Raw genomic sequence first — 26,287 nt, 5'->3', positions numbered from 1 at the left:
ATAATAACGAGGCAAAAACGATGACCGATGTACGTACACCTGCTGCCGAAAATCCCGCTGTAGATCGCACACGCAACACCGAAATAGCCCACAAGGGCTGGAGCAAATCCGACACCACCTGGATGCTCGGTCTGTATGGCACCGCCATCGGTGCCGGCACTTTGTTTCTGCCGATCAACGCCGGTGTCGGCGGCTTCTGGCCATTGTTGATTCTGGCGTTGCTGGCGTTCCCGATGACCTTTTTCGCCCACCGGGGCCTGACCCGCTTCGTCTTGTCCGGGCGTTCGGGCGACATCACCGAAGTCGTTGAAGAACACTTCGGCATCGGTGCCGGCAAGCTGATCACCCTGCTGTACTTCTTCGCGATCTTCCCGATCCTGCTGGTGTACAGCGTTGCACTGACCAACACCCTGAGCAGTTTTCTCGAACATCAATTGCACATCGCGCCGCCACCTCGGGCAATCCTGTCGCTGGTGCTGATCCTCGGCCTGATGGCGATCGTGCGCTGCGGGCAGAACGTGATCGTCAAAGCCATGAGCGTGCTGGTCTATCCGTTCGTCGCCGCGCTGCTGTTGCTCGGCCTGAGCCTTATCCCCAACTGGAACGGCGCGTTCTTCGCCAGCGCCAAGGAAGCGATGCCGCTGTCGACGTTCCTCAAGACCCTGTGGCTGGCGATCCCGGTGATGGTGTTCTCGTTCAACCACTCGCCGATCATCTCCGCCTTCGCGGTTGACCAGAAGCAGCGCTACGGCGCCGAGGCCGAACGCAAGAGCAGCGGCATCCTCGCCATGGCCCACGGGATGATGGTGGTGACGGTGATGTTCTTCTGCTTCAGCTGCGTACTGGCGCTGTCGCCGGCCGATCTGGCAGCAGCGAAGGCGCAGAACATTTCGATCCTGTCGTACCTCGCCAACCACTTCCAGACCCCGGTCATCGCTTACGCCGCGCCGCTGATCGCGCTGGTGGCGATCACCAAATCCTTCCTCGGCCACTACATCGGCGCCAGCGAAGGCTTTCAGGGCATGATCGTCAAGAGCCTGCGCGGCCGTGGCAAGGTGATGTCGGCGAGCTGGCTGAACCGTGCGACCGCGCTGTTCATGATCCTCAGCTGCTGGGCCGTGGCGACGTTCAACCCGAGCATCCTCGGCATGATCGAAACCCTCGGCGGGCCAGTGATTGCCTGCCTGTTGTTCCTGATGCCGATGTACGCCATCCGCCGTGTGCCAGCCTTGCGCCAGTACTCGGGACAGGCGTCCAACGTGTTCGTGGTGCTGATCGGCCTGATTGCACTGTCGGCGATCATCTACTCGGTTCTGCCCTGAAACGGGCCACAAATGACAAAGGCGAGCCATGGGCTCGCCTTTTTTATGCCGTATCCATTGTCCAACAATTTTCCCGGCACAGCCCTTGCTATGACCTGTGCAGGAGCTGTGTAGGAGCTGTCGAGTGCAACGAGGCTGCGATCTTTTGATCTTCATGACCGAAGTCAAAACAGCGCAGATCAAAAGATCGCAGCCTTCGGCAGCTCCTACAAAACGCAACAACACAGGCCACGGAATCGCCGATGATCAGGTATTGCGAACCAACCCGATCACGGCCGGTCAACAACTGCACGTTCAATCAGGCGGTGACGCATCATGGACAACCCTTTTCAGATCATTACCGATGCCTTCGCGCCGGACTATCAGATCAACCTGAGCATTCAGGGGCTGGACGGCAGCATCATGCTGACCCTGTCGAACAGCGGCCGAATCGTCGCCAAACGGATGATCAGCGCCGAACAGCGCAACGATCCGGTACGGCTCAAGCGGCTGGTGCAAAGCATTCAGTTCGGCATCGCCATCGAACAGGGCCACAGCGCCATGGCGATCCTTGAAGCGATGACCAGCGGTGACGGGCTGCCTCCGCCACCGCAGCAGAGCAACGGCCAGCCTCGGCCGTCGATGGGGCTTTAAAGCTCGCCCTTCTCGATCTCGGGGTGTTCACCGGAGCCGGCACCGAGCTTGCGTTGCGGCTTTTCGATCTTCACCGACGGAAATTGCGACGAGGCGTAACGCACCACCAGGATCGAGAACGCCAGCAGCAGAATGCCGCCGCACAGGTAGATGATGCCCATGTCCGGCGGGTTGTGGTGCGAGACGTTGGAGATCAGCAGGCGGGTCAGCGCAGTGATCGCCACGTAGATCAGGAAGCGCACCGGCATGTGGTTGGTCTTGAAGTAAATCCCGACCATCGCCCCCAGTTCCAGATAGATGAACAGCAACAGAATGTCATCGATCTTGATGTGGCCTTCTTCGAGCATGCCGAGAAATTCCATCACCGCCGCCCATGCGGTCACCGCACCAATGGCGAACAGCGCCAGGTAGTGGAAGGTCTCGACGAACAGGTTGCCCAGGGACTCGGCCAGTTGATGCACGTTTTGCCGCAGTTTCTCGGCCCAGTTGATTTTCACGATGATGTTCCTTAGCCCGATGCGAGCGGATGATGCCGGTTGGACGTGACGGTTTTCTGTATGCGCTATGCGCCATGCAGAAACGAGGCCACGCATCATGGCGAGCCGGCATGAAACCTGCGCCGTGGCGTTTGGTCGCACCGTTGAACAGGCACCGTCGCCAGGAATGTTTGTGACGCTATAACTGAAGTTTCTTGATGAATTCGTTACGCTTGAAAAGGCATTAGCTTATAAATGAAATATTATTAATCGGGAAAATCTGTGAACTCGCGCACAAACACTCCGGTTATTCACCAGTTAGTTATCCAATAAATTATCAGGGTAATTATTTCCACAGCAGGCCCATCAGCGAAGCTTTAACTGCAGCGGCGATCTTGTTTTGGCAACCGAGTTTTTTCAGGCAATGGTTAATATGGAAGTTTACTGTCCTTTTGCTGATACCGAGGATCACCGAAACATCGTCCGATGACTTTCCGTCAGCGGTCCATTGCAGGATTTCCTTTTCTCTCTGCGACAGTTCTATCGGCACCGGGAGCACCGAATCGGCGCCGCGCATCTGCAGGCGCGTCAGCCCCAGGTGAGTAATCTGGGCCAGCCAGGACAGCTGCGCCTGTTTGGTTTCGAGTTCCTGCGCGGTGATCGTCCCGCTGCCCCGGGCAAAGGTCACCAGCCCTTGAGTTTCGCTGTTGAGCAGCGTCTGCCCCCAGCCCTCCGAGAGCCCGTGAGCCTGCGCATCCTGCCAGAATTCGGGCATCTGAGCCTTGAGTTCAGCGTCCCACAGCACCGGTTTCACGCTGCGCATTGCGCGCTGGACGTAAGGATCGATGTCCAGGTAACGATTGGCGGAATAGGCAGCTTGCCAGGCGGGCGAATAATTATTGGCGAGAAAAAGACAAGGTTTGGTGATGGGGAAAAGTCGGCGTGACCCGTAAGCCACATAATCAAACTCCAACTGCCTGGCGACGGTCTTGATACTGTCGAACAACAACTCGACATCCGTTGCAGACATGGCGTTTTCCAACAGTTCAGCCTGCCAATATGACATAGAGATTCCTTTCCCGCAGTTAATGCTGTCGGCCTCTTGCCAACATGCCTAGCATATTTCCAAATGTTTCCGCTAGCTGTCAAGGGTGACAGGTAGTATGCGAGCGCAGTGTGCACTTTAATCGCCACCCAACCAATCACTAAACGGAATCTGTGATGGATTACTTGTCAGGACGTTATGACGAGTTGACGACACTAAAGCGTCAACGCTTGGCTCAATATCGCTATCAGGTGTTCGTCGAACGCCTCGGCTGGCAATTATCCACGCCGGACGATTTCGAGTTCGACCAATTTGATCACAGCGGCACTCACTACATCGTCGCCGAAGAACACGACGGCAACATCAAGGGATGCGCCCGCCTGCTGCCCACCACCCAGCCGTATCTGCTGAGTGAAGTATTCACTTCGTTGCTCGGCGACAAGCCTGCCCCGTGCGGCGATGACATCTGGGAGCTGTCGCGCTTCACCTCACTGGACCTCGATGCCGAGGGCGGCAAAAACGAACAGATGATGTCCGACGAAAACACCGTCGGCCTGTTCATGGCCACGCTGGAGTACGCCCGAACCTGCGGCGTTTCACATCTGGTGTCAGTGTCCCCGGTTGCCATCGGACGCCTGCTCAGACGTGGCGGCATCGACTACAAATGGCTGGCGCCGCTGCAGGTTCTGGACAACCGAACCCTGGGCGCCTGCTACATCACGGTGCAGTAACCCTGCCCGACACTCGATAACAAGAAAACAAGAAAACAAGAAAACACATCAACTGAAGCTGCTGACACGCGTCGAGCAGCACCTTTCGGTGTGGGTCGATTTCACGCCATGGATAGCAACTGCCTTACAACCAACGTTCAACACAGAGGGATGATCATGATCGACATGCACAGGAAAGTTGCCAAAGACATCGTCCACAAGGGCCACGATGACGACGTGCTGATTTACGACGCTCACCACTTGCTGCCGGCCTGGCTGCCGGCCGCCGTCGTGCAACGGGCGAACCTTGATCCAATGGATCTGGAGATCGTCAATCAGGCCTATCGGCTGGACAGCGAACGTCTGGTGCTGCGCTCGCTGCCAACCATCATTGACCTGGAAGAGCTCGAACAGGCAGGCCTGTCGGACTGTCTGCCGGAACTGCTGACGAATTACGAAAAGGCCACCGACCACCTGATCCTCAGCGGCATCTGGGTGCTGGAAAGCACCGAGGCCAAACTGGCTCGACTGCCCGGTTGCGGCAACGGCCTGAGCCTCGATCAGCGCCGGCAGGTACATGATGTCCTGAAAAACCTGGACGGCTGCCCGCAGCAGGGTCTGCTCTATTTCACCCTGTTCAACGACACCGCCAATTACTTTTTCTACCGCAAGCACCACGAGCACGTGCCCGGCCTGATGCTGATCGAAGCGGCACGCCAGGCGATGTACGCGCAGTTCTACGAGCACAGCGGTTATGCCCGCGGTGAGGTGTCGATTTCCATCGTTGATCTGCTGTCGAGTTTTCCCCGTTACACCGAGTCTTCGTTTCAGGTGGATGTGCTGGTTGGCGACTACGAAGGCATGGCCCAGCCGCGGGCGCGCAAGGTCGACAAGCGTGCGCGATTCTTCCAGCGGGGCGAGCTGGTGGCCGACATTCGCCTGCACGGTGAAGTGATCAAGATGCCGGTGTTCAAGCGCATGCGCAATATCAACATCGACCCCGCCTGCTGGTTCCGTCCGCTCAAGGGCATCCGCCATGAAGTGCTGGTGCGCCTGGATTCAGGTCGTCACCTCTCCGCCCGTCTGGAGCTGCTGTCGATGGCCGGCCTGCAAGTGCAATGCGACAGTCCGCTTGAGGCCTCCGAGCGCGGACACGTCTACCTGTACCTGGAAAACGAAGGGATGATCAGCCTGCCGTTGCAATCGCTGCACGCCAGCGACGCGACAAAGGCCGGCACGCTCAAACTGCACCTGGCAGAGCTGGATTCGCCGTTGCGTTTCAAGTGGCGCGAAGTGCTCAAACAGTTCGCTTACTTCTCCCACGAAGAAACCGCCCCGGTTCCGGCGCCCGTCCTCGGCCAACCGTTGTGGATGACCTTCGACCAAGCTTCGGCGATGCCCGAACAAAGGAAGGAAGCATGATGCCGCGCTATCCCCACGTGCTGGAGCCCCTGCGGCTGGCCGGCGGGTTGGAGTTGCGCAATCGGCTGTTCTTCGCGTCGATGGGCGTGGACCTGGCCGATCACAGCGGGTGTGTGACGCCCGCCATGATCGAGTTCTATCAGGGCATCATGGAGGGCGGTTGCTCCATGGCGTTTCTGTGCAACGCCACGGTCTCGCCGCAATCGCGTTTACAGAGCACCGGGCTCGGCCTGTTCGAACAGCAGCAGGGCGAATCGCTCAGGGCGATGTTCGCCATGGCCGAGCAGGTCAACACGCCGGTGGGTGTGCAACTGCAGCATTACGGCGGTCAGGGCACCACCACCCACACCGGCGTTGCCGTGCTGACCCCGAGCGGCGTGCCCTGCCCGCGCGTGTCGAAACTTGATCCGGATTATCGCGTGCGGATCATGGACGAAAGCGACATCGCCCTGGTGATCGAGCAGTTCGCCCATTCCGCCTGGCTGGCCTGGACCAACGGCGCGCGTCTGGTGCAATTGCAGGCGTCCAACGGCTACCTGCTGAGCAGTTTTCTCTCGCCGCACACCAACAAGCGCACTGACCGATATGGCGGCAGCGAAGAGAACCGTGCGCGACTGTTGCTCGACGTGGTCAAGGCCATCCGCGAGCGCACCCAGGGCCAACTGATCGTCACTATTCGTCTGGGCATCGACGACCGTCTGGGCGCTGAAGGGCTGCAATATCCGGACCTCAAGGAAACCGTGCAGGCGCTCTGTCAGGCCGGCGTTGCCGCGCTGGAATGTTCGATGTGCATGGGCGCGACCTTCGGCCAGTTGATCGTGCATTCGGAGACCATGGACCACTACCTGCAAGCCGGCGTGCGGGCGATCAAGTCGGTGTCGACAGTACCGGTGGGTTACGCCGGTTTCATCGACGGTCTGGACAAGGCCGAGCAGTTGCTCGCCGACGGCGTATGCGATTGGGTGGGGATGTCGCGGGCGCTGTTTGCCGACAACGACCTGATCAATAAAACCCTGCAGGGCCGCTCCGCCGACATCCACAAATGTCGATGGGACAGCCAGTGCTTCAGTGACAAAAGCAATCCGCGACTGGATCGGGTGTATTGCTGCGTAAACCCGAAATATTTACGCCCCGCGTTGGCATAAGGAGATGCGACATATGTACGATTTTCTGGGAAAAGTCTGCCTGGTCACCGGCGGCACCAGTGGCATTGGCGAAACCGTCAGCGAACGCCTGATCAAGGCTGGCGCCGATGTGATCGTGTTCGGCCGGGACGAGGAAAAAGGCGCGGCGCTGGCCGATCGGCTGGGTGAACACTGCCGCTTTATCGCCTGCGATGTCGGTGATCCGGAGCAGGTCGAGCAGGCGTTCGCGACCATTCGTTCGGCCTACGGCCGCCTCGATTGCGCGTTCAACAATGCCGGCGTGACTGCCAAATACGGAGCGCTCGCGCAATCGTGCCCGGAGGACTGGATGAAGGTGATGAACATCAACGTCAACGGCACCTACCACTGCATGCGCCATGAACTGCAACTGATGCTCACCCGCGGCACCGGGGCCATCGTCAATACCTCGTCCTGCGCCGGCGTGGTACCGATTGGCGGCCAGGTCGCCTATGTCGCCAGCAAGCAGGCGATCAACGGCATGACCCAGGTGGCGTCGATCGAGAATGCGCGGCTGGAAGACGGCGGCTGCATTCGCGTCAATGCGGTCGCCCCGGGGCCGATCCTCGGCGGCATGAACAGCGAGGCACGCCTGAAAGCCGCACCGGAAAACACTCAGCGTAAAATCAACGTGACGTCGATGAAGCGCTTCGGCACGGCGGACGAAGTGGCCAACGCGGTGCTCTGGCTGCTCAGCGATCAATCTGCTTACGTCACGGGTGTGATCATGCCCATCGATGGCGGTTACGCCAGCGGTAAGTTCTGAAACCAAATAAACCAAACGACCCGCCGTGTGCGGGTCGTTTGGTTTGAGGCGCGTGAATCAGGAAAAACCCCGAATCCGGTCTACATTGAAAAGCCACTACCCAAAGCGCAGGGATTCGCTTATCCTTTCGCTGTATATAAATACAGTAGTCGCTAAGACAACTAAATGTGAAGGCATGTGAGGTGGTGAATGGCCGTCGAAGTGGTATACCGCAGCAGCCGAGATCTGGAGCGCTTGTTCATGGATAAAGCCGAAGCTGACCGTCATGACAAAATGCTCGAACTGGCCGAGATGCTGTCCGAAGTGTTGCAAAAAGCCGTGCCGTCGCTGAACGAGCAACAGGTTGAAGAAGTCGGGATCTACATGGCGAAGAACCGCGATGTGTTCGCCAAGGCCTTCAAGAGCCAGCCTGATGCGCTGTCGGAGCTGATCAATGCACCGGCAGAAGTAGTCGAAAAAGACGCAGCGGCTGAGCCGGAAGAAGCTCCAGTGAAGCCGGTTAAAGCGGCGAAAGCTGCCAAGTAACCACGTTTGAATCGAAAAGATCGCAGCCTGCGGCAGCTCCTACAGGGAATACGCATTCCATATGTAGGAGCTGGCGCAGGCTGCGATCTTTTGCTTTTCAGCGATATAGGACTTTCTCTGCCAACTCATCCGCTACCCGCGCTGGCGAACGCTTCTCGGCCTGCGCATGGGCAAACACTTCGGTCAGCCGCGAACTGATCTTCGACAGGTGCGCAGTAATTGTCCCCAGCTCTTCGCCGCGATGCTTGAGCGAGACATAAATCAACCCGCCCGCGTTGATCACATAATCCGGCGCATACAGAATCCCGCGCCGCTCCAGTTGATCGGCCACGTCCAGATGCGTCAGTTGATTGTTCGCCGAACCGGCCACCGCCGAGCAGCGCAATTGCGTCACCGTGTGACTGTTGAGCACCCCGCCGAGACCGCACGGCGCAAGGATGTCGCAGGGTGTGCTGAGCAAGGCGTCGTTGGCGATCGGATGCGCGTTGAGCTGTTCCATCGCCAGTTGCACCTTGCCGTGGTCGATGTCGCTGACCAGCAATTCGGCGCCTGCCGCGTGTAGCTGCTCGGCCAGTGCATAACCGACGTTGCCCAAGCCCTGAATCGCCACGCGCAAGCCTTCAAGATTGTCGCTGCCCAGCCGCGCCATGGCGGTGGCGCGAATCCCTGTGAACACGCCCATCGCCGCATGCGGCGCCGGGTCGCCGGCCGAGGTGGTGCTGGTGACGTGCTGGGTCTGCTGGGCGATGCAATCCATGTCCGCTACCGAAGTGCCGCTGTCGATGGCGGTGATGTAGCGACCGTCGAGCTGCTCGATGCAGCGGCCAAACGCTTCGAACAACGCAGCGCGGTTTTCCACATGCGCCGGGCGCACAATCACCGCCACCCCGCCGCCCTGATCGAGCCCGGCCAGTGCCGCCTTGTAGCTCATGCCCTGGGCCAGGCGAATGGCGTCCTCGACTGCGGATTCGTCGTTGGGATAGGCAAGATAACGGCAACCGCCCAGGGCAGGCCCGAGGCGACTGTTATGAATGGCAATGACCGCCTTCAACCCGGTGACCGGGTCAACGCTGAGGTGCAGCGATTCCAGGCGAGTGCTTTGCATGAGAGCGAACATCGGCAGGCTCCCGAATCACTTCTGGTAGACGCCAGTATAGGCTTGCGCCCAAAAATTGCTGAAGCGCACCGGAATAAGCGCCCGCTTCGACGGCGACTTTGCGGCATAACCTGGCCGGTACTGGACGAATGGCGCGGACGGGGCTAAAACGAGGCATTCCCCGGAGATTTCGATGAGTCCGCGCCAACGCTTTTTCGAGTGTCTGCACCGTTCACCGCCCGCGCTGTTCGAAGCGGCGCTGTGGATGGCTGCCGAGCACGAAAAAGGCCTCGATGTCGAAGCGCTGCAACAGGACTTCAAGGAGCTGCAACAGCGCGTCAGCTACGGCTTGCCGATGCTGCCAGTCAGCGAACTGGCGCAACCGTTGCTGCGGCGGTTGAATGATCTGGGCTTCTCTCAGGACGATTTTCTGCCGCTACGCCCACAGGTCGCGTTGTTGCACAAAGTGTTGCAGACCCGCCGCGGCCAGCCGCTGACCCTGTCCCTGATTGCTCTGGAACTGGCCCGTGGTCTGGAGATTCCGCTGGTCGGGGTGAACTTCCCCGGGCATTTCCTGCTGCGGGTACCCGGTGCTGATCACCTGCTGGATCCCTGCGGCGGTCGGCGGCTGTACCCCAATGACTGTTGCGAGTTGTTGCAACGTCAGTACGGCGCGCACCTCAAACTCAACGCTGACCATCTGGCCACCGCCAGCCCAGAGCAGATGCTCCAGCGCCTGTCACGCAACCTGCGGCAGTTGCATCTGGCGCATGAGGATTACATTGCCGCGCTGATCGATGCCGAACGCGTGCTGGAACTGGGCGGTGCCAGCGCCGCCGACTATCTGGCTCGCGCCAGCCTGTATCAACGGCTCGATTGCCCGAACGCGGAGCGCTTCGATCTGGAGCATGCGCTGCTGCTCAGTGATGATCCGATCCAGCGCCTGCGCCTGACTGAGCGGCTTGGGCACCTGCCGCCGAATTCAGTCGTCCACTAATCCCTGTGTGGGAGCGAGCTTGCTCGCAAAGCGTGGTGTCAGCGATGAATGCATCGAAGCGTGAATCGCCTTCGCGAGCAAGCCCGCTCCCACAGGGTTCAGCGTGAACCCATTCTTCTGCATCACAACGATCCCTTGTGGGAGCGTGGCTTGCCCGCGAAGCAGGCGCCACCGATTTTCCTGTCAGACCGCGTTATCGTTCTTCGCGAGCAAGCTCGCTCCCACATTGGATTGCGGGATATCTGAAGGCGAACGCACCTGGATGATCAGCAGCGCCGCAATAACCGCCGGTATCGCGCAGAAGAAGAAAATCTGCGTCACCGGAATGTGCATCGCCAGCAGCATACTGCCGAACAGCGGCCCGAGGATCGAACCGAAGCGCCCGACCCCCAACGCCCAGCCAGTGCCCGTGGCGCGTACATGCGCCGGGTAGAAGTTGCTGGCGAAGGCGTTCAGCGTCAGTTGCCCACCGATGATGCAGAAACCGGCGGCAAACACGCAGGCCACCAGATAGCGCGGGTTGTCGTGGTTCAAGCCCAGCAGAATTGTGCACAGCGCCGCCCCTGTCAGCACCGCGCAGAGCAGCCGCACCTTGCGTTTCAAACGGTCGGCGAACCAGGCCATGCACACCGCGCCCAAGGTACCGGCGAACAGGAACATCGAGGTCACCAGATTCGCTTCATTGAGTTTCAGACCGCTTTCCAGCAACAGCGTCGGCAGCCAGCTGATCATGAAATACAGCAGAATCAGGCTGACAAAAAACGTCGCCCAGATCAGCAGGGTCGGGCGCGCATAACCGTTGCGGAACAGCTCGACCACGGTCAGCTTGCTGCCCTGCTCGCGCTCGTTCTGTTCGACGGTCGCGGCCGGCGGTTGCCAGTCCGGCAGCATTCGCGCGGTGACTTTGCGCAGACGCGCATAGGGCGGTGCATCGCGCAGCAGACGCGGCAGCGATTCTGGCAGCATCCACCACAGGAACGGGAACAGCAGCAACGGCGTGACACCACCGGCAAGGAACACCGCTTGCCAGCCAAAGCGGTCGATGAAGCCAGCGGCGACAAAACCACCCGCCGCACCGCCAAACGAAAACCCACAAGCGGCCAGTGTCACCATCAAGGTGCGCAGACGCGGCGGTGAATATTCCGACATCAAGGCCATGGCACTGGGCATCGCACCGCCCATGCCGATGCCGCAGATGAAGCGCGCGATCATCAAGGTGTTCAGAGAATCGGCGAACACCATCAACACCGTCAGGCTGGCGTAGATCAGCACGCAGGCGAGCAGGATTCGCCGCACGCCGAAGCGATCGGCCAGCGGCGTCACCGCGAGCGAGCCGAGCGTGAGGCCCAACAGGTTGGCGCTGAAAACCGGCCCGAACGCGGCTTTCTCCAGCCCCCAGTCCTGAGCCAGGGCCGGCACCACGTAACCGAGCACCTGGGCGTCATAGCCGTCGGTGACCAGCAGCAAGGCGAGCAGGATCAGCAATAACCACTGATAGCGGGACACAGGACGGGCGTCGAGTGCCGCGCGAAAGCTGGCAATCTGGTTATGCATCGCAAGGTACCTGTTTTGTTTTTATGATTTTTTTGGCGGGCGCCGAATCTCCCCTGTGGGAGGGGCTTGCTCGCGAAAGCGGTGTATCAGTCAGCATCCCGGTACCTGACACTCCGCTTTCGCGAGCAAGCCCGCTCCCACATTGGGGCAAGGTGAAGCTTTAAGGGGTATCCGGCTGATTGGCCGGATGCGCCTTGATGAACGCCGAATGCTCAGCCGCCAACGCCGCCACCCGACAAATCCGCGGATAAGCCTGCAGCGAAACACCGAAGCGCTCGGCCGCATACAACTGCGGAATCAGATAAACATCCGCCACACACGGCCACTCGCCGAAACAGAAACCGCTGTCACCGATCAATTGCTCGACGGCCGCCAGCCCCTGACTGATCCAGTGCGCGATCCACTCCACCACCTGCGGCTCTTCGTGGCCCAACTGGCGCAGGCGATTGAGCACGCTGACGTTATGCAGCGGATGCACATCGCAGCCGATCACCGCCGCCACACCGCGCACATGAGCACGGGCAGCGAGGTCTTCGGGCAGCAATGGCAGCTGTGGATAACGCTCTTCCAGGTACTCGATGATCGCCGGCGACTGAATCAGCAGCTCGCCGTCATCGGTGCGCAGGGCCGGCACCCGGCCCTGCGGATTGATCGCCAGATACGCCGGCTGGCGATGCTCACCTCCCGACGGCGCGATCAGATTGACCGGCAACGCGGTGTAGTCGAGCCCTTTCAGCGCCAACGCGATACGCACCCGATAAGACGAGGTCGAGCGGTAATAGGTGTAGAGATCCATGATCCGCTCCTGTCAGCGCGCCGCCAGCACTTTGCCGCGGCATTCGCCGAAGCCGATCGAGGCAAAACCGTCACGGGCGCAGCGCGCACGCAGAATGATTTCGTCGCCGTCTTCGAGGAATTTGCGCACTTCGCCGGAGGCCAGTTCGATCGGCTTTTTACCGCCCTCGGTGATTTCCAGCAGGCTGCCGAACTGACCGCTTTGCGGGCCGGACAAAGTCCCCGAACCGAACAGGTCACCGGCCTGCAACTGGCAGCCGTTGACGCTGTGGTGCGCGACCATTTGTGCGACGGTCCAGTACATGTAGCGAGTGTTGCTCAGGGTCAGGCGATGGGCTGGCAGATTCTGTTCGCGCATGGCTTCGGTGAGCAGCAGCACTTCCAGCTCGATGTCGAAGGCGCCGCCATCTTGATCACGTTTGTCGAACAGGTATGGCAGCGGCTGCGGATCACCTTCCGGGCGCGCAGGTTGCGCCATGCGGAATGGCTCCAGCGCTTCGGCGGTCACCACCCATGGCGAAACACTGGTGATAAAACTCTTGGAGAGGAACGGGCCGAGCGGCTGGTATTCCCAGGCCTGGATATCGCGGGCCGACCAGTCGTTGAGCAGACAGAAACCGGCGATGTGTTCGGCGGCGTCACCAATGGCAATCGGCTCGCCCATGTCGTTGCCCTGACCGATCCAGATGCCCAGTTCCAGCTCGTAGTCCAGTCGTGCGCACGGGCCGAAGGTCGGCTCGCTCGCACCGGCCGGCAGGGTCTGGCCTTTCGGGCGGCGCACGTCGGTACCAGAAGCGCGCACGGTGGAGGCGCGACCGTGATAACCGATCGGCACGTGCTTGTAGTTGGGCAGCAGCGGGTTGTCCGGACGGAACAGTTTGCCGACGTTCTGCGCGTGCTCGATGCCCACGTAGAAGTCGGTGTAATCGCTGATGCGCGCCGGCAGGTGCATTTGACAATCGGCAGCCAGTGGCAGCAGTTTTGCGCCTTGGGCTTCGATGGCGCCGCGATGAGTGCTGCCCTCGCCGAACAATTCCAGCAAGCGGCTGCGCAAGGCTACGCGGGCTTCACGACCGAGGTCGAAGAAGGCGTTCAGCAGACCGCCGTGCATGGCTTCGACCGCGCTGCGTGCCGGGCCGTCGAACAGGCCGGCTTCAAGCGCCACCTGCAGATCGAAAATATGTTCACCGATCGCCACGCCCGCGCGCGGCGCCGAGCCGCCAGTGCTGAACACGCCCAGCGGCAGGTTCTGCAGCGGGAAATCCGCGTGGCCATTGGCCGAAGCAACCCAGCTGCGGGTGATGGAAGTCTGAGTCATGGGTTATCTCCGGGTCGGGTCGAACGTGGCGGGCAGCGTGGCCCAGCAGGCGTCGTAAGTGGATTGCAGTTGCGGGCAGTCGAGGGCGAAGCGGCTTGGGCGCAGTACCTGACTGGTCTCGAACATGAAGGCCATGGTGTTGTCGATCTTCGCCGGTTTGAGTTCCGCGTTGATCGCTTTGGTGCAGGTTTCGCCATCCGGGCCGTGGGCGCTCATGCAGCTGTGCAACGAGGCACCGCCGGGCACGAAGCCTTCTGCCTTGGCGTCGTATTCGCCCTGGATCAGGCCCATGAATTCGTTCATCAGGTTGCGATGGAACCACGGCGGACGGAAGGTGTTCTCGGCGACCATCCAGCGTGGCGGGAAGATCACGAAGTCGAGGTTGGCCAGACCGTGCACGCTGGTCGGCGAGGTCAGCACGGTGAAGATCGACGGATCCGGGTGATCGAAGCTCACGGTGCCGATGGTGTTGAAACGGCGCAGATCATATTTGTACGGCACGTTGTTGCCGTGCCAGGCGACCACGTTCAGCGGCGAATGATCGAGCTCGGTGCCCCACAACTGGCCGAGGAATTTCTGCACCAGCGTCGTCGGCTGCTGCAGGTTTTCGTAGGCGGCGACCGGGGCGAGGAAGTCCCGCGGATTGGCCAGACCGTTGCTGCCGATCGGCCCCAGATCCGGCAGGCGCAGCGGCGCGCCGTGGTTCTCGGCAACGTAACCGCGCGCCTGCGGATCAAGCAGCTCGACGCGGAATTTCAGGCCACGCGGCAGCACAGCAATTTCCAGCGGCGCGACTTCGAGCACGCCGAGTTCAGTGACAATTCGCAGCCGCCCCAGTTGCGGCACCAGCAGCAGTTCGCCGTCGGCGTTGTAGAACACCCGCTCCATCGAGCGATTCGCGCAATAGTTATAGATGCTGATGCCGGCTGGTTTTTCCGCCGCCGAATTGGCCACCATGCCGACCAGACCGTCGATGAAATCGGTCGGCTCGGCCGGGATATCCAGAGGATTCCAGCGCAGGCGATTGGGCGTCACTTCACCCAACGGGCCGCCGGCCAGTTGCCGCTCCAGTTTGACGAACGCCGGGTGATTGGCCGACGGCTGAATCCGGTACATCCAGGTACGCCGGGCTTCACTGCGGGTCATGGTAAACGCAGTGCCGGAGAGCAATTCGGTATAGAGGCCGTACGGGGCTTTTTGCGGGGAGTTCTGGCCGATGGGCAAGGCGCCGGGCAACGCTTCACTGCTGAATTCGTTGCCGAAACCGGACTGGTACGTCAGCTCCGACGCGTTTGAATCGAGGTTCATGGAGCCTCCTGAACAGGGAGTCGGCAGTGGCCCATCGCTCTGGCTCAGAGCTTTGCGCACGCCGGGGTTGTTATTATCGTAATTCGATTACGCATAACGTAATTTGCTCGCTATCCAGCGTCAAGCTATAAAGACGCCCATTCGTTTTCGGATCCCGGCCGCACCATGGAAAAAACCAGCGACAGCAACGGCAAACAGAAAGTCCGCTCCGCCGAGGTCGGCACCGACATCCTCAAGGCGTTGGCCGAGTTGTCGCCCTCTACCTCACTGTCGCGTCTGGCCGAACATGTGCAGATGCCCGCGAGCAAGGTGCACCGTTATCTTCAGGCACTGATCGCCAGCGGTTTTGCCGAGCAGAATGCCGCCACCAACCACTACGGCCTCGGCCGTGAAGCGTTGCGTGTAGGCTTGGCAGCCCTGAACAGTATGGACGTGCTGAAAGTCGCCGCCCTGCCCCTGTCCGAGTTGCGCGATGAATTGAATGAAACCTGCTTTCTGGCGGTGTGGGGCAATCAGGGCGCGACCGTGGTGCACATCGAACCGGCGGTGCGCGCGGTGACGGTGGTGACGCAACTGGGTTCGGTGTTGCCGTTACTCAGCTCGTCCACCGGGCTGGTGTTCAGTGCCTTTCTGCCGCATCGGGAAACCGATGAGTTGCGCGCGCAGGAAATCGCCGTCGCCGGCCATCCACTGGCCGATCAAAATGCCTACAGCGGTTTGTGCGAGCAGATCCGCGAACGCGGTCTGCATCATGTGCACGGCTTGTTGATGCCAGGTGTGGACGCGTTGTCAGCCCCGGTGTTCAACGCAGTCGGGCAGATAGCGGCAGTGCTGACCATCGTCGGCCCGACTTCACTGTTCCACGCTGATGAAGACGGCCCGGCGGCGCAGCGGTTACTGGCGGCGTCGCGGGCCGTGAGCTGGCGAATGGGGTATGAGCAAGCCGGTTGAGTCAGGCGATCTCCAGGCGCCAGCCCGGGGATCAGCGCACGATGGTCTGGCTGATGCTGGTTGCCCGATCCTTCATCAATTCAGTGAAGAAATCGATCAACTGTTGATCTGCCGCTTTATGACCCGCCGCCTCGGCGACGAATTGCGCCGCCGACCGTGCATCATCGACCAGACCGAGAAACGATCGTTGAACGTTGGTCACCTGCTTGATCACCTCTGCGCTCGCACCGGCTGTGGCCGCCTGGCCGAGCGTAAATAGTCCGATCAACGCGTCCGCGCCGTATCCCAGTGCCGCCGAGTAGTCACCGCGCCGTTGCGCCTGTGCTCCGTCGTAGACACTTTTCATCATCTGCACCGCAACGGCCACGGAGCCAATAGGCGGCACGGCGAGACTGATGACATTCACCACTTTGATCAGGCCATCGTAAACCAGTCCCGCGATAACCTCCTTCAGACTGGTGGTTCGCTCATCGATATCGCTCAATGCGCGACGCACTCTCCGATCATGGAACGTGAAGAGGTTGTTCAACTTGGCGCGTTCTTGCGTCTTGACCGGAGGCAGGGGTTTCCCGCTTGCGGCAAGATCGTCAAAATAATCATTGATTACTTTTTGATCGACGATTGCAACCCGGTCAAAGTAGTAATCGCGCATCGGTCCATATTGGAAACGAATCGATGGAATGAAATCGTTGATGGGTCGATAGGCAACGCCATCCGGCGCATCGGGCGTATATAACCAGTCGTGGAACTGGCCGAGAATGTTCATCCGCAGGATGTAGACACCCGCAACCGTACGATCCCTCGACTTGGTCAAGCCTGTTTTCCCGATATTGAATTCGTAAAGACCTTCATCACCTTCTGCGGACGAATCATTGATCGGGTAGTGATAGACATCCTCTTTCAAATTCCCGACAACCCGTTGTAGCGCTAAAAAAATGTCAGACCCAAACCTGCCATCGATGTAGTTGGAGAGCAGATCGTAATGCATCTGACAGCGAATTTTTTTTGCGTGAACGGCGCGCTTGAATGCATAGCCAGGATGCTTCCCGTCCAGATAGTCGGTATTGAGCATTTCCGTATACCTGTCGCCAGGACGGAATGTTTTCGATAACGAGGACAGATCGCGAATATCCAGCTGATCGACTGCCGGATGGCCACCCGTCAAAAAATACCTCGGGTCATACTTGCTCGGATATGCCGGATTGGCAGCTTCAAACGACAGCCCTTCGATGAGCAGATCCGTTACGCTTTTCTGAAAATCGTCAGTCTGGACAATAATCTGATCCGGACTGATCTCGACATTTCGTCCTCGCGAACGCAACAGGCTTTCAAGGTTCTGCTTTACCGCATCATGGGTAAAGCGTTCGAAAGAAGGGAACGCATTGTCCCTTGCCTCTACGGTGGAGAGCGCTTTCAGTTCGGTATTCAATCGAGCGTAACGTTTGCGCGGCTCAATCCCGAGGTAGCGGTAAGGCGCAGGCGCAATGGTCTTGTGTAACGCCAGTTCAGACTGATAAGCGACTTTGACGTCATTGAGCAACGGCGCTGTGCCATTGGGGAAAAGGTCCGGGTATTGGGTATCCAGCTTATATAGATAATGGGTGGAGTGACGGCTGGCACCGCGCAACGATCCGGCATCGTGCAAATAGTCCGGATGAATCAATGACGCCGCGTATTGACGATCAGCGGTCATGGCCGATTCAAACCATTTGTTCAGAGCGAATGCATCCGCAAACGTCATGAAAACAGACTTGCCTGCAGGTGTTATCAGATAAACAAGATAGTTCCGAGTCTCCGGTGCCTGAAAAACCATCACACCTTTCAAGGCGGGCCCCGGGATCTGCAGGCTCAGTTTCAATCCGCGGATAGACACCGACGAGTCACCTGCCAGCGCCCTTTCGATTACCTTCGCTTCGGTTTCACTGAAGACGCCCGAATGGCGCGCAACGAAAAGCGCGAACTCGATGTTGCTGTGCAAGTGGTCGCGATACGCCTGTGCAAACTCCGGCGATGGATCAGCCGGAAGACTGGATACAAACTGCGAGCGCACGTTGATGTTGTTCAACCATTGCTCAAGTGCAGCAGCGGACAGCTTGCTGCCGGGCGGCATCCCGGTGAGGCTGATTTCGGCTTTATACCCCTCGTCATGCAGACCGAAGATGATGAATTCCGTCAGGGTCCGGTTATCGACCTGCTCTAGGGTGCGGCCCCCCAGTTGCATCTTGTGGACGCTGCGCACCTTTATCGTCTCGGCTTCCAGTTGCTCACCCAACGCGCTCATCGCCCACTCGGAAAAACAACGCAAGACATAATCTTTAAACGAGAAACACCTGTCGAAAACCACCTGGTAGTCAGAGTGATATTTCTCCATCGAGTGCTCAAGCTCGACGTAACGCTGCTGAAGAGTGTTACCACCGTTCTTCAGCCAGAGTGGCCATTCGGTCCGCTTGAGTTCTGCCTGCACTTGATCGAATCGACGACCGATGTCAGCACGCATCACCGACAACATCTGATTGTCCTGCAATACCCGGCTGAACGCTCGAGTCTGGCCCTTGCGATCGCGCATCAGACTTGCAAGCGTCTCAAGTTGTCCCTTCAAGTAAGCGTCGACACAATGAGCGGACACACTTTGCGTGGCTTTAGGGAAAGCGATTTTGCTACCGGACGCCGATACACGCGCCAGCAGCGTTGCATGCACCTCGAGATTCCTGGCGAAGTATTCAAAGCCGTTGCCTGGCGTGTGAATGACATAACCGGTGGGCTCATTGAGCAGTTTCATTTGCGGATCCGCCCGCATCGCATTATCGAGGACAAACCCCGGAATAAGCGAAGTGCGAGAGTCGGATTCAGGACTCACCACAACGTTATAAGCGCCGGCGCCGTTTTCCAGGTTCAACAAATAGCAATAGCGCGTCGCCATGCCGTGATCCAGAAATCCCGCCATGGCTTTTAAAGAAAGCTCCGCTGTCAGCACAACGTTATAAGCCTGCTGCAAGGCCTGTTTATTTGTCAGCCCGGTCTTTTCAGTTGTTGCGACTTTTACGGGAGCCGCCCAATACTTGGTCATCTCCGAACGCAGGCTGCTTTCCAGATTTCGCAGCGTATAAGTAATAGCCTCCTCAGCCTCGATAATACTGAAGCCTTTGACTCTCATCTGTTCGCCAACGGTATCGGGCAGGTGAAAGACACCGTCCCCGCCGCCAGCCAGATAGCTCGGCAGCACATTATTATCAAGACAATGAAGCAATACCTCAGAGAGTTTCCCCGAAGGACGACGTTCAATCTCATTAGACTGATCGGTGATATTGATATAAACATTATCAATATCGATATTCTTCTGCCGCTGCTGCAATTCTTGCTGCAATGCCTGCCGAGCAATTTGCCGAACTGTCGGGATCGCCTCAACAATAGCGAACAAATCATTCTGCGCGGCAGCGGCCTTTACCCACTCAGCCCTCCAGGTTACTTCTGCACCTTCAGAACCTCGCATCAAGCTTTTGTATAACTTATCCATATTCAAGTCCTATCTTTCAAGTTCAGTGAACGCAACCCCGCATCACTGCGATAGCGAAAGATAGTTTTATTTTTAACAAACAAGAAGCGCCAGTTCATTTCAACAAATATAGATTACAAGGTATTAACTGAAACAAAAAAACCACCTGTAAAAAATGACAAATTCACAAACAAATAATCCGCACAAAACTTTATACAAAGTAACTAACTCAACCATCCAGAATAGACAGCGAAGCGATATATTTCCGGGCGCGAACACTTTGCGCAGTCCGTGCAGGATCCTGTGGCGCGATCAAGACTGTTGCACGCCCCGTAACAGTGCATGTCCGGAATCGCTATTTTTCCTTCGGGTTCAAGTGCTTATTCTGAGCGGGCTTTCAGGCAGACGCCGCAAAGCACCAAGCCTTGGCTGCTGAGCAACTCGCGCCAGCGCTGACCGATTTCAGATGAGTCGATGCTTCGATTGATCGCCCCGGTGTTCACTGACGTTGATTTGTAGCTCCTTGATCCAACGTCTTACCTTGGCCGCTGCGTTTGCAGCGGCCTTTTTTATGGGCGAAGGCATTACCGACGGGATCGGTATTTGCGGGGGCGTGGCAAACGTTACAGCGAATACTTCTGCAAATTCGCCATCATTTCCTTCAGCGCTTCAATGTTGTCCTTCGGATGCGCCGCGCCTTCGAAATCGCCGATCTGCTGCCAGTGCGCCGCGACATCTTCCGGGGAGAAGCCGCTGCGGGGATCGAAGCCAGCACCGAGGCTGCGTTCCCAGCGCACCTTGCCCATCCAGCCGCCACCGACTTCAAACAGGCCGGACGTTTCCTGGCACTGTTCACTGGCCAGGTACACCACCAGCGGGCTGACCAGCTCCGGTTTGAGCTGTTCGAACACTTGCGGCGGGATCAGGCCTTCGGTCATGCGCGTGCCGCCGGTAGGCGCGATGGCATTGACCAGAATATTGTTCTTGCGACCTTCGATGGCCAGGGTACGGGTCAGGCCGTAGAGGCCGAGTTTGGCCATGCCGTAGTTGGACTGGCCGAAGTTGCCGTAGATGCCCGAGGTCGAGGCGGTGAAGATCACCCTTCCGTAGTTTTGCTCGCGCAAGTGCGGCCACGCGGCGCGGGTCACTTTGTAGGCGCCTTCGACGTGGACGCGATAGACAAGATCCCAGTCGGCGTCGTCCATCTTGTGAAAGGTCTTGTCGCGCAGAATCCCGGCGTTGTTCACCACCACATCGACACGGCCGAAGGCGTCGAGGGCGTTCTGCACCAGTTTGTCGCCGTCGGTGACCGAGTCGTGGTTGGCCTCGGCGATGCCGCCGGCTTCGCGAATTTCCGCCACCACACGGTCGGCGGCGGAAGCGTTGGCCCCTTCGCCCTGGGTCGAGCCGCCGAGGTCGTTGACCAGCACTTTGGCGCCGTGCCGGGCGAACAGCAACGCGTGCGCCCGACCCAAGCCACCACCGGCACCGGTGACGATCACGACTTTATCTTCGAAACGTACGGATTCATTCATCGCAGGAACTCCAGCAGGCCAGTATTGAGTCCGAGTGTCAGGCACAGGGCTTTGGGTCACAACGAATACGGCTGAGGCTGAATGGTGCGCGATAAGGGTGAGGGATGATGAGGGCGTCAAAAGATCAAAAGATCGCAGCCTGCGGCAGCTCCTACAGAAGATCGGTGTAGGAGCTGCCGCAGGCTGCGATCTTTTGATCTTTCAGGAGCACGCGACCTTGCGCGGCGGCAACTCCAGGCGCTCACGAAACGCCAGGTAATGCTTGAGCACCTGCACTGGCGCTTCAATTTGTGGGTAATGGCCGATGCCCGGCAACAGCACCGTATCGGCGTCGGCAATCAGCTCGCGGTAACGTTCGACCATGTGCGCACCGGAAACCGGGTCAACTTCGCCATCAATCACCCGTAGCGGGATTTCATCACGCTGCATGGCCGCCACCCAGCGGTCGCGCTGCACACGGCGCTCGGGGATGTAGCCGATCAGTTTGTGCAGGATACGCGGGCCGCGATGGGTCTCGATCAGGCTCCAGAAATCATCCAGTTCACTTTCGCTGGGGCCGGTCTGCGGACCGAAGATCTGGCGGAAACTTTTTACCAGTGCATCACGGCTGAACGCACGCCCGATCATCCAGCCCAGCGGGCTGAGCAGCAGCTTTTGCATCAGCACCGGACGATGGGTTTCGGGGAACAGCCCGCCATTGAGAAAGACGCAACTGGCGACCTCGATCCGGTTTTCGTAATGCCGGGCGAGCAATTCCTGGGCAACGCTGTCGCCGTAATCGTGGGCCAGCACATGCACCGCCTGCTCGACCTGAAGATGCGCCAGCAGCGCCTGTTGCAAGTCGGCCTGTTCCAGCAGGCTGTAGCGGTGGTTCAACGGTTTGGCCGAGTCACCGAAACCGAGCATGTCACAGGCGATCACCCGGTAGCGCTGGGCCAGAGGCTGCCACAGGTAGTGCCAGTCCCAACTGGCCGTCGGGAAACCGTGGATCAGCAGCAGCGGCTCACCCTGCCCCGCCGTCCAGTAACGGATCGACTGGCCGCGGAAGACAAACGTCCGGCTGCGTTTGCGCCAGACACACAGAGGAATCTCGGCAAGAGGCATCAGAGTTTATATCCGGGGTCTTGTTTATCGAGTTTGCGCAGCAACGCCGGCCAGGCCAGCGCGCCGCCCATGCCTTGAGCACTTTTGGTGACGCCGGCGATCATCGCTTTGGCGCCCGCCAGGATCTGCGGTTCGATGGCAATCAGTTCAGCAGCGCCGGTTTGCGCCATGACCTGAATATCGCAGGCGCGCTGGAAGGTGAACATCATCAGAAAGGTGTCGGCGATGGTGCCGCCACAGGTCAACAGACCGTGGTTGTGCAGCATCAGGAAATTGTTCTCGCCCAGGTCGGCCTGCAAGCGCGCCTTCTCTTCGTGATTCAGCGCCACACCTTCGTAGGCGTGATAGGCCAGGCTCGACAGCACGAACAGCGATTGCTGGCTGATCGGCAACACACCCTGTCTTTGCGCTGAAACGGCTACACCGGACGCGGTGTGGGTATGCAGCACACAAACCACATCGTGCCTTACCTCGTGCACGGCGCTGTGGATGGTGTAACCGGCGGGATTGATTTCGTAGGGACTGTCCATGAGCTTGTGGCCGGCCTGATCGACTTTGACCAGGCTCGACGCGGTGATCTCATGGAACATCAACCCGAACGGGTTGATCAGGAAGTCTTCGGTGCCCGGGACCTTGGCCGAGATGTGGGTGAAGATCAGGTCATCCCAGCCATGTAGCGCAACCAGCCGATAACAGGCGGCGAGATCGACCCGGGTCTGCCATTCCGCGGCACTGACCTGGTCTTTGACATCAAGGGACAATTGGACGGGGGCTACGCTCACTGTATGCACCTCTGCGTTCTTATTGTTCTGCACGTACGAGCAGTCTAGTCAGGCGCAGAGGATCGCGTAGTTGCATTGCCAGCCAGCTTGATGACTGAGCGGGTCAGCCAGGCAAACTCCTTGGATCCATGTCAAAGCAACGACGCCAACAAAGGCGCGGCGAACAGATTGAGCAGCCCGGTCAGCACCATCACCAGCCCCGCCACCGAGCCTTCCTCACCCCCCACTTCATGCGCCCGACTGACGCCTGCGCCGTGCGCGCCAACCCCGAACAACGCGCCGCGCGCCAACGCACTGCGCAACGGCAGCCACTTGAGCAATACGCCGCCGAGCATCGCGCCGAACACGCCGGTAAACATCACGAACACGGCAGTCAGTTCCGGCACGCCACCGAGATCCTGCGCCAGCGGCATGGCGAATGGCGTGGTGATCGAACGCGGCACCAGCGACATCGTCACCGAGCTATCCAGCGCCAGCGCTCTGGCCAGGCCGAACGACGTAGCGATCGACGCCGCGCTGCCGGCAAGCATGCCCAGCAACAGCGCTGACCAGTGCCGCACCAGCAGACGCCGCTGCTGCCAGATCGGTACGGCGAAGGCCACCGTCACCGGCCCGAGCACCAGCATCAACCAATGGGTATTGCTGGCGTATTCGGCATAGGCGGTGTGCAACGGCACCGCGAGCGCAAGCAACAGCGCCGGCACCAGGATCAACGGCGACAGCAAATAACGCCCGGTGCGCCGGTAAATCCAGCGACTGAACAGGTACGCCAACAGCGTAAAGGCGAGCCAGAACATCGGCATCCATTCAAGCTTCATGGGACCGCCTCAGGCGCACGGCCAGCTCCACGGTGAAGGCTGTCACCAGCATCACCATCAGGGTGCTGGCGCCGATCACCAGCAAAATCCGCCAGCCGTCATCGCGCAACAGCGCGCCGTAGTCGAGCAGACTCATCAGCGCCGGAATAAAGAACAGCAGCATCTCGGCCATCAGCAATCCGGCCCCCAGTTGCAGCGCCGCCGGTTTGACCCAGCCAAACGCGAATGCCAGCAGCAACAGGGCCATGCCGATCACGCCGCCGGGAATCGGCCAGGCCAGCCACGCGGCGATCTGGCAGCCGAGCAGGTAGAGACCGAGCAACACGGCCAGTTCTGCGAATAGACGGGACAGGTATTTGAGGGATGCGGCGTTCATGATGGGCTCCTTACTGGCTTATTTTACGAAGCGGCCTGTCATCCCAGAAGCGAATTGTTAGACTCAGCCCTATTCCACAATGGAATCGGATGATGGAATTCAAACAGCTGCGCAGTTTTGTCGAAGTCATGCATCAGGGCGGCTTCACCCAAGCGGCGAAAACCCTGCACATCAGCCAATCGGCAGTGAGCAAGCAAGTCGCGCAACTGGAGCAGAGCCTCGGCACGCCGTTGCTCGAACGACTCGGCTCGCAATTGCGCCTGACCGCCGCGGGCAGCGTGGTGCTGCAGCGCGCCGAGGGCATGTTGCGCCTGCGCAATGAATTGCTCAGCGAACTGGATGATCTGAGCCAACTGGCGCGCGGCGAATTGCGCCTCGGTCTGCCGCTGTTGGGTAGTGATGCGCTGTTCGCCGGGTTGTTCGCCGAGTATCGCCGGCGCTATCCGAACATCAGCATTCAATTGCTTGAGGGTGGCAGCCGCAATGTCGAGCAAGCGGTGCTCAGCGGCGAACTGGAGTTAGGCGGGAGCCTGCTGCCGAAAGATCCGCAGTTCGATTTCCAGCCGTTCTGCGATGAGAAACTCGATGCGTTATTGCCGGTGGATCATCCGTTGGCGGGGCGCGGCGAGATTGGCCTTGAGGAATTGGCCGACACGCCGTTCCTGTTGTATCAGCGCAGCTTCGTGCTCAATGACCGTTTACTGCAGGCCTGCCAGCAACTGGGCTTTACCCCGAAAGAAGGCGGGCGCAGCGGGCAGGCGGATTTTCTCGTGGCACTGGTGGCCGCCGGGCAAGGCGTGGTGCTGCTGCCCAGCGTGGTGGCCCGGGCACTGGAGCGTCCGGGCGTGGTGCGCCTGACCTTGCGCGCGCCAGATTATTTGCGCTGGGACATCGCCTTCATCTGGCGTCAGGGCGCCTATCTGTCGAAAGCCGCGCAGGCCTGGCTGGCTCTGCTGCGTGAGCGCGCGATCAGCCCTTGAGCGTGTCGATCAATTGCGCCAGCCATGGCTCGGCGTCGGTTTCCGGGGTCACACTTTCGCTGGCGTCCAGACGCAGCATCTCCTGCACTTCGCGCACGCTCAGTTCGGCGAACAATTCACGCATCAGTTCGCCGCCGCCACAGAACGTGTCGCCGTAACTGGCATCACCCAAGCCGATCACCGCGCCCGGCAAACCGCGCCACGCGGCTGGCAACTGGTCGCGAATCGCCGAATACAACGGCTGCAGGTTATCCGGCAACTCGCCCATACCAGTGGTAGACGTCACCGCGAGAAACGCGTCAGGTGCGAACGCCTGGATATCCGCCAGGCTGGCGCGCGGGTTGTAGAAGGTTTCAAAACCGGCGTCTTTCAGCAGGTTCTGCGCGTGACGGGCGACTTCTTCGGCCGTGCCGTAAACCGAGCCGGAGAGGATGGCGACTTTCATCAATCTGATCCTGAAGCTGAAAAAAAGAGCGGCGATAGTAGCAGTCCGACGCAAAAGCCGCGATCCAGCCCCGATTCGCCGTGATAGCCAGTAGACAGCGGCGTTGGAACTTCTAGAATGCCAGCCATTATCGACACTGAAAGGATTCATTGATGATCAACGCCAGTCTGCTGCAAATGGTGATCAACGCGTCGAACGATGGAATCGTGGTGGCCGAAAAGGAAGGCGAGCAGGACAACATCCTGATTTACGTGAACCCGGCCTTCGAACGCCTGACCGGTTACAGCAGCGAAGAGATACTTTATCAGGACTGCCGCTTTCTGCAGTCAGGAGACCGCGATCAAGCCGGTCTGTCGCTGATTCGCGACACCTTGCACAACGGCGGGGCGTGCCGGGAAATCCTGCGCAACTACCGCAAGGATGGCACCCCGTTCTGGAACGAACTGTCGCTTTCGACGGTGAAAAACGCTGATGACGGCCAGACTTATTTCGTCGGTGTGCAGAAAGATGTCACGGTTCAGGTCAAGGCGCAGCAACGCGTAATTCAGCTCGAGGCTGAGGTCGCAGCGCTGAAAGCGGAACTGGCAGCGTTGAAAGCGACGAACGGCGTAAACAAAACTGCGAACTAAGTGTCAGTAACTACAATCACCAATGACTTTGTAACTATTTCTTT

At 59.2% G+C, this 26,287-nt stretch carries 24 protein-coding genes and 1 pseudogene; 11 read left to right on the top strand and 14 right to left on the bottom strand.

Annotation, left to right across the window (positions count from 1 at the left end):
* The first annotated feature begins 20 nt into the window (after positions 1 to 20).
* A complete protein-coding gene (locus ACOYXI_RS24055) occupies positions 21 to 1,322 on the top strand; it encodes an HAAAP family serine/threonine permease (RefSeq protein ID WP_115988185.1) in 1,302 nt (433 codons plus the stop codon).
* 315 nt (positions 1,323 to 1,637) lie between these two features.
* The gene (locus ACOYXI_RS24050; RefSeq protein ID WP_007968083.1) at positions 1,638 to 1,955 is read left to right on the top strand and encodes a DUF3509 domain-containing protein; all 318 of its coding nucleotides are present in this window, start codon (positions 1,638 to 1,640) and stop codon (positions 1,953 to 1,955) included.
* On the opposite strand, the gene ACOYXI_RS24045 is transcribed toward ACOYXI_RS24050, so the two are convergent.
* Positions 1,952 to 2,452, bottom strand: coding sequence for a phosphate-starvation-inducible protein PsiE (locus ACOYXI_RS24045; protein ID WP_003221775.1), 501 nt, complete (start codon positions 2,450 to 2,452; stop codon positions 1,952 to 1,954). The two genes, ACOYXI_RS24050 and ACOYXI_RS24045, sit on opposite strands and share 4 nt — an antisense overlap.
* Before the next feature lie 325 nt (positions 2,453 to 2,777).
* Positions 2,778 to 3,497: an autoinducer binding domain-containing protein gene (locus ACOYXI_RS24040; protein ID WP_027610892.1), complete on the bottom strand. Its 720-nt coding sequence runs from the start codon at positions 3,495 to 3,497 to the stop codon at positions 2,778 to 2,780.
* 155 nt (positions 3,498 to 3,652) lie between these two features.
* On the opposite strand from ACOYXI_RS24040, the gene ACOYXI_RS24035 reads away from it, so the two are divergent.
* From ACOYXI_RS24035 to ACOYXI_RS24015, 5 genes and pseudogenes are all read left to right on the top strand, one after another.
* A complete protein-coding gene (locus ACOYXI_RS24035; RefSeq protein ID WP_027610891.1) occupies positions 3,653 to 4,207 on the top strand; it encodes an acyl-homoserine-lactone synthase in 555 nt (184 codons plus the stop codon).
* A 156-nt stretch (positions 4,208 to 4,363) separates the two neighbouring features.
* The gene (locus ACOYXI_RS24030; RefSeq protein WP_115990443.1) at positions 4,364 to 5,608 is read left to right on the top strand and encodes an AfsA-related hotdog domain-containing protein; all 1,245 of its coding nucleotides are present in this window, start codon (positions 4,364 to 4,366) and stop codon (positions 5,606 to 5,608) included.
* Complete coding sequence (locus tag ACOYXI_RS24025; protein ID WP_282413465.1) at positions 5,605 to 6,753, top strand: NADH:flavin oxidoreductase; 1,149 nt, start codon at positions 5,605 to 5,607, stop codon at positions 6,751 to 6,753. The genes ACOYXI_RS24030 and ACOYXI_RS24025 overlap by 4 nt, the downstream gene beginning before the upstream one ends.
* A gap of 13 nt (positions 6,754 to 6,766) precedes the next feature.
* Entirely contained in the window at positions 6,767 to 7,537 is a 771-nt protein-coding gene (locus ACOYXI_RS24020; RefSeq protein WP_225137569.1) for an SDR family NAD(P)-dependent oxidoreductase, read from the top strand.
* Positions 7,538 to 7,726: 189 nt separating this feature from the next.
* A pseudogene (locus ACOYXI_RS24015) lies at positions 7,727 to 7,981 on the top strand (YebG family protein); the annotation flags it as partial.
* A gap of 178 nt (positions 7,982 to 8,159) precedes the next feature.
* On the opposite strand, the gene ACOYXI_RS24010 reads toward ACOYXI_RS24015, so the two are convergent.
* Positions 8,160 to 9,179 (bottom strand): Glu/Leu/Phe/Val dehydrogenase family protein, encoded by a 1,020-nt coding sequence (locus tag ACOYXI_RS24010; RefSeq protein ID WP_047597781.1) that lies wholly within the window; start codon positions 9,177 to 9,179, stop codon positions 8,160 to 8,162.
* A gap of 172 nt (positions 9,180 to 9,351) precedes the next feature.
* Between ACOYXI_RS24010 and ACOYXI_RS24005 the strand changes: the two genes are divergently transcribed.
* Positions 9,352 to 10,155 carry a SirB1 family protein gene (locus tag ACOYXI_RS24005; RefSeq protein ID WP_461675371.1) on the top strand — a complete coding sequence of 268 codons (804 nt, stop codon included), beginning with the start codon at positions 9,352 to 9,354 and terminating at the stop codon, positions 10,153 to 10,155.
* A 183-nt stretch (positions 10,156 to 10,338) separates the two neighbouring features.
* Here the strand turns inward: ACOYXI_RS24005 and ACOYXI_RS24000 are convergent, their stop codons facing one another.
* The 4 genes from ACOYXI_RS24000 to hmgA all read right to left on the bottom strand — a co-directional run bounded on the left by ACOYXI_RS24000 (position 10,339) and on the right by hmgA (position 15,130).
* On the bottom strand, positions 10,339 to 11,709 hold the full coding sequence (locus ACOYXI_RS24000) for an MFS transporter (RefSeq protein ID WP_096795383.1): 1,371 nt from the start codon (positions 11,707 to 11,709) through the stop codon (positions 10,339 to 10,341).
* 160 nt (positions 11,710 to 11,869) lie between these two features.
* Positions 11,870 to 12,505 carry a maleylacetoacetate isomerase gene (gene maiA, locus ACOYXI_RS23995; protein ID WP_098967252.1) on the bottom strand — a complete coding sequence of 212 codons (636 nt, stop codon included), beginning with the start codon at positions 12,503 to 12,505 and terminating at the stop codon, positions 11,870 to 11,872.
* A gap of 12 nt (positions 12,506 to 12,517) precedes the next feature.
* The gene (gene fahA, locus ACOYXI_RS23990; RefSeq protein WP_134785459.1) at positions 12,518 to 13,822 is read right to left on the bottom strand and encodes a fumarylacetoacetase; all 1,305 of its coding nucleotides are present in this window, start codon (positions 13,820 to 13,822) and stop codon (positions 12,518 to 12,520) included.
* Between the two features lie 3 nt (positions 13,823 to 13,825).
* Positions 13,826 to 15,130, bottom strand: a complete 1,305-nt coding sequence (gene hmgA, locus ACOYXI_RS23985; protein WP_461675370.1) for a homogentisate 1,2-dioxygenase — start codon at positions 15,128 to 15,130, stop codon at positions 13,826 to 13,828.
* A gap of 165 nt (positions 15,131 to 15,295) precedes the next feature.
* Here hmgA and ACOYXI_RS23980 point away from each other — a divergent pair, with 165 nt between their 5' ends.
* Positions 15,296 to 16,081, top strand: a complete 786-nt coding sequence (locus ACOYXI_RS23980; RefSeq protein WP_097090409.1) for an IclR family transcriptional regulator — start codon at positions 15,296 to 15,298, stop codon at positions 16,079 to 16,081.
* Positions 16,082 to 16,112: 31 nt separating this feature from the next.
* Here the strand turns inward: ACOYXI_RS23980 and ACOYXI_RS23975 are convergent, their stop codons facing one another.
* From ACOYXI_RS23975 to ACOYXI_RS23950, 6 genes are all read right to left on the bottom strand, one after another.
* Positions 16,113 to 19,595 (bottom strand): dermonecrotic toxin domain-containing protein, encoded by a 3,483-nt coding sequence (locus tag ACOYXI_RS23975; RefSeq protein ID WP_461675369.1) that lies wholly within the window; start codon positions 19,593 to 19,595, stop codon positions 16,113 to 16,115.
* 602 nt (positions 19,596 to 20,197) lie between these two features.
* The gene (locus tag ACOYXI_RS23970; RefSeq protein WP_139053832.1) at positions 20,198 to 21,109 is read right to left on the bottom strand and encodes an SDR family oxidoreductase; all 912 of its coding nucleotides are present in this window, start codon (positions 21,107 to 21,109) and stop codon (positions 20,198 to 20,200) included.
* Between the two features lie 201 nt (positions 21,110 to 21,310).
* Positions 21,311 to 22,213, bottom strand: a complete 903-nt coding sequence (locus ACOYXI_RS23965) for an alpha/beta fold hydrolase (RefSeq protein ID WP_461675368.1) — start codon at positions 22,211 to 22,213, stop codon at positions 21,311 to 21,313.
* A complete protein-coding gene (locus ACOYXI_RS23960) occupies positions 22,213 to 22,995 on the bottom strand; it encodes a class II aldolase/adducin family protein (protein ID WP_135294979.1) in 783 nt (260 codons plus the stop codon). Before ACOYXI_RS23960 ends, ACOYXI_RS23965 begins: the two co-directional genes overlap by 1 nt.
* A gap of 131 nt (positions 22,996 to 23,126) precedes the next feature.
* On the bottom strand, positions 23,127 to 23,813 hold the full coding sequence (locus tag ACOYXI_RS23955; RefSeq protein ID WP_097090405.1) for an LrgB family protein: 687 nt from the start codon (positions 23,811 to 23,813) through the stop codon (positions 23,127 to 23,129).
* The gene (locus tag ACOYXI_RS23950) at positions 23,803 to 24,189 is read right to left on the bottom strand and encodes a CidA/LrgA family protein (RefSeq protein WP_027610876.1); all 387 of its coding nucleotides are present in this window, start codon (positions 24,187 to 24,189) and stop codon (positions 23,803 to 23,805) included. Before ACOYXI_RS23950 ends, ACOYXI_RS23955 begins: the two co-directional genes overlap by 11 nt.
* 92 nt (positions 24,190 to 24,281) lie before the next feature.
* Here ACOYXI_RS23950 and ACOYXI_RS23945 point away from each other — a divergent pair, with 92 nt between their 5' ends.
* Positions 24,282 to 25,169: a LysR family transcriptional regulator gene (locus tag ACOYXI_RS23945; RefSeq protein WP_134785455.1), complete on the top strand. Its 888-nt coding sequence runs from the start codon at positions 24,282 to 24,284 to the stop codon at positions 25,167 to 25,169.
* Here the strand turns inward: ACOYXI_RS23945 and ACOYXI_RS23940 are convergent.
* Positions 25,159 to 25,614 carry a flavodoxin gene (locus ACOYXI_RS23940; RefSeq protein WP_461675367.1) on the bottom strand — a complete coding sequence of 152 codons (456 nt, stop codon included), beginning with the start codon at positions 25,612 to 25,614 and terminating at the stop codon, positions 25,159 to 25,161. The genes ACOYXI_RS23945 and ACOYXI_RS23940 overlap by 11 nt on opposite strands.
* A gap of 152 nt (positions 25,615 to 25,766) precedes the next feature.
* Here ACOYXI_RS23940 and ACOYXI_RS23935 point away from each other — a divergent pair, with 152 nt between their 5' ends.
* A complete protein-coding gene (locus ACOYXI_RS23935; protein WP_210558909.1) occupies positions 25,767 to 26,243 on the top strand; it encodes a PAS domain-containing protein in 477 nt (158 codons plus the stop codon).
* Positions 26,244 to 26,287 lie beyond the last annotated feature (44 nt).

This window comes from Pseudomonas sp. G3-19 (genome assembly GCF_054855875.1).
Note: the sequence above shows the minus strand (reverse complement) of the source record. Positions and strands in the feature narration are given on the sequence as shown.

Coding starts and splice junctions, on each gene's coding strand:
- ACOYXI_RS24055 (WP_115988185.1), top strand. CDS start 21: ATGACCGATGTACGTACACCTGCTGCCGAAAATCCCGCTGTAGATCGC.
- ACOYXI_RS24050 (WP_007968083.1), top strand. CDS start 1,638: ATGGACAACCCTTTTCAGATCATTACCGATGCCTTCGCGCCGGACTAT.
- ACOYXI_RS24040 (WP_027610892.1), bottom strand. CDS start 3,497: ATGTCATATTGGCAGGCTGAACTGTTGGAAAACGCCATGTCTGCAACG.
- ACOYXI_RS24035 (WP_027610891.1), top strand. CDS start 3,653: ATGGATTACTTGTCAGGACGTTATGACGAGTTGACGACACTAAAGCGT.
- ACOYXI_RS24030 (WP_115990443.1), top strand. CDS start 4,364: ATGATCGACATGCACAGGAAAGTTGCCAAAGACATCGTCCACAAGGGC.
- ACOYXI_RS24025 (WP_282413465.1), top strand. CDS start 5,605: ATGATGCCGCGCTATCCCCACGTGCTGGAGCCCCTGCGGCTGGCCGGC.
- ACOYXI_RS24020 (WP_225137569.1), top strand. CDS start 6,767: ATGTACGATTTTCTGGGAAAAGTCTGCCTGGTCACCGGCGGCACCAGT.
- ACOYXI_RS24010 (WP_047597781.1), bottom strand. CDS start 9,179: ATGTTCGCTCTCATGCAAAGCACTCGCCTGGAATCGCTGCACCTCAGC.
- ACOYXI_RS24005 (WP_461675371.1), top strand. CDS start 9,352: ATGAGTCCGCGCCAACGCTTTTTCGAGTGTCTGCACCGTTCACCGCCC.
- ACOYXI_RS24000 (WP_096795383.1), bottom strand. CDS start 11,709: ATGCATAACCAGATTGCCAGCTTTCGCGCGGCACTCGACGCCCGTCCT.
- maiA (WP_098967252.1), bottom strand. CDS start 12,505: ATGGATCTCTACACCTATTACCGCTCGACCTCGTCTTATCGGGTGCGT.
- fahA (WP_134785459.1), bottom strand. CDS start 13,822: ATGACTCAGACTTCCATCACCCGCAGCTGGGTTGCTTCGGCCAATGGC.
- hmgA (WP_461675370.1), bottom strand. CDS start 15,130: ATGAACCTCGATTCAAACGCGTCGGAGCTGACGTACCAGTCCGGTTTC.
- ACOYXI_RS23980 (WP_097090409.1), top strand. CDS start 15,296: ATGGAAAAAACCAGCGACAGCAACGGCAAACAGAAAGTCCGCTCCGCC.
- ACOYXI_RS23975 (WP_461675369.1), bottom strand. CDS start 19,595: ATGGATAAGTTATACAAAAGCTTGATGCGAGGTTCTGAAGGTGCAGAA.
- ACOYXI_RS23970 (WP_139053832.1), bottom strand. CDS start 21,109: ATGAATGAATCCGTACGTTTCGAAGATAAAGTCGTGATCGTCACCGGT.
- ACOYXI_RS23965 (WP_461675368.1), bottom strand. CDS start 22,213: ATGCCTCTTGCCGAGATTCCTCTGTGTGTCTGGCGCAAACGCAGCCGG.
- ACOYXI_RS23955 (WP_097090405.1), bottom strand. CDS start 23,813: ATGAAGCTTGAATGGATGCCGATGTTCTGGCTCGCCTTTACGCTGTTG.
- ACOYXI_RS23950 (WP_027610876.1), bottom strand. CDS start 24,189: ATGAACGCCGCATCCCTCAAATACCTGTCCCGTCTATTCGCAGAACTG.
- ACOYXI_RS23945 (WP_134785455.1), top strand. CDS start 24,282: ATGGAATTCAAACAGCTGCGCAGTTTTGTCGAAGTCATGCATCAGGGC.
- ACOYXI_RS23940 (WP_461675367.1), bottom strand. CDS start 25,614: ATGAAAGTCGCCATCCTCTCCGGCTCGGTTTACGGCACGGCCGAAGAA.
- ACOYXI_RS23935 (WP_210558909.1), top strand. CDS start 25,767: ATGATCAACGCCAGTCTGCTGCAAATGGTGATCAACGCGTCGAACGAT.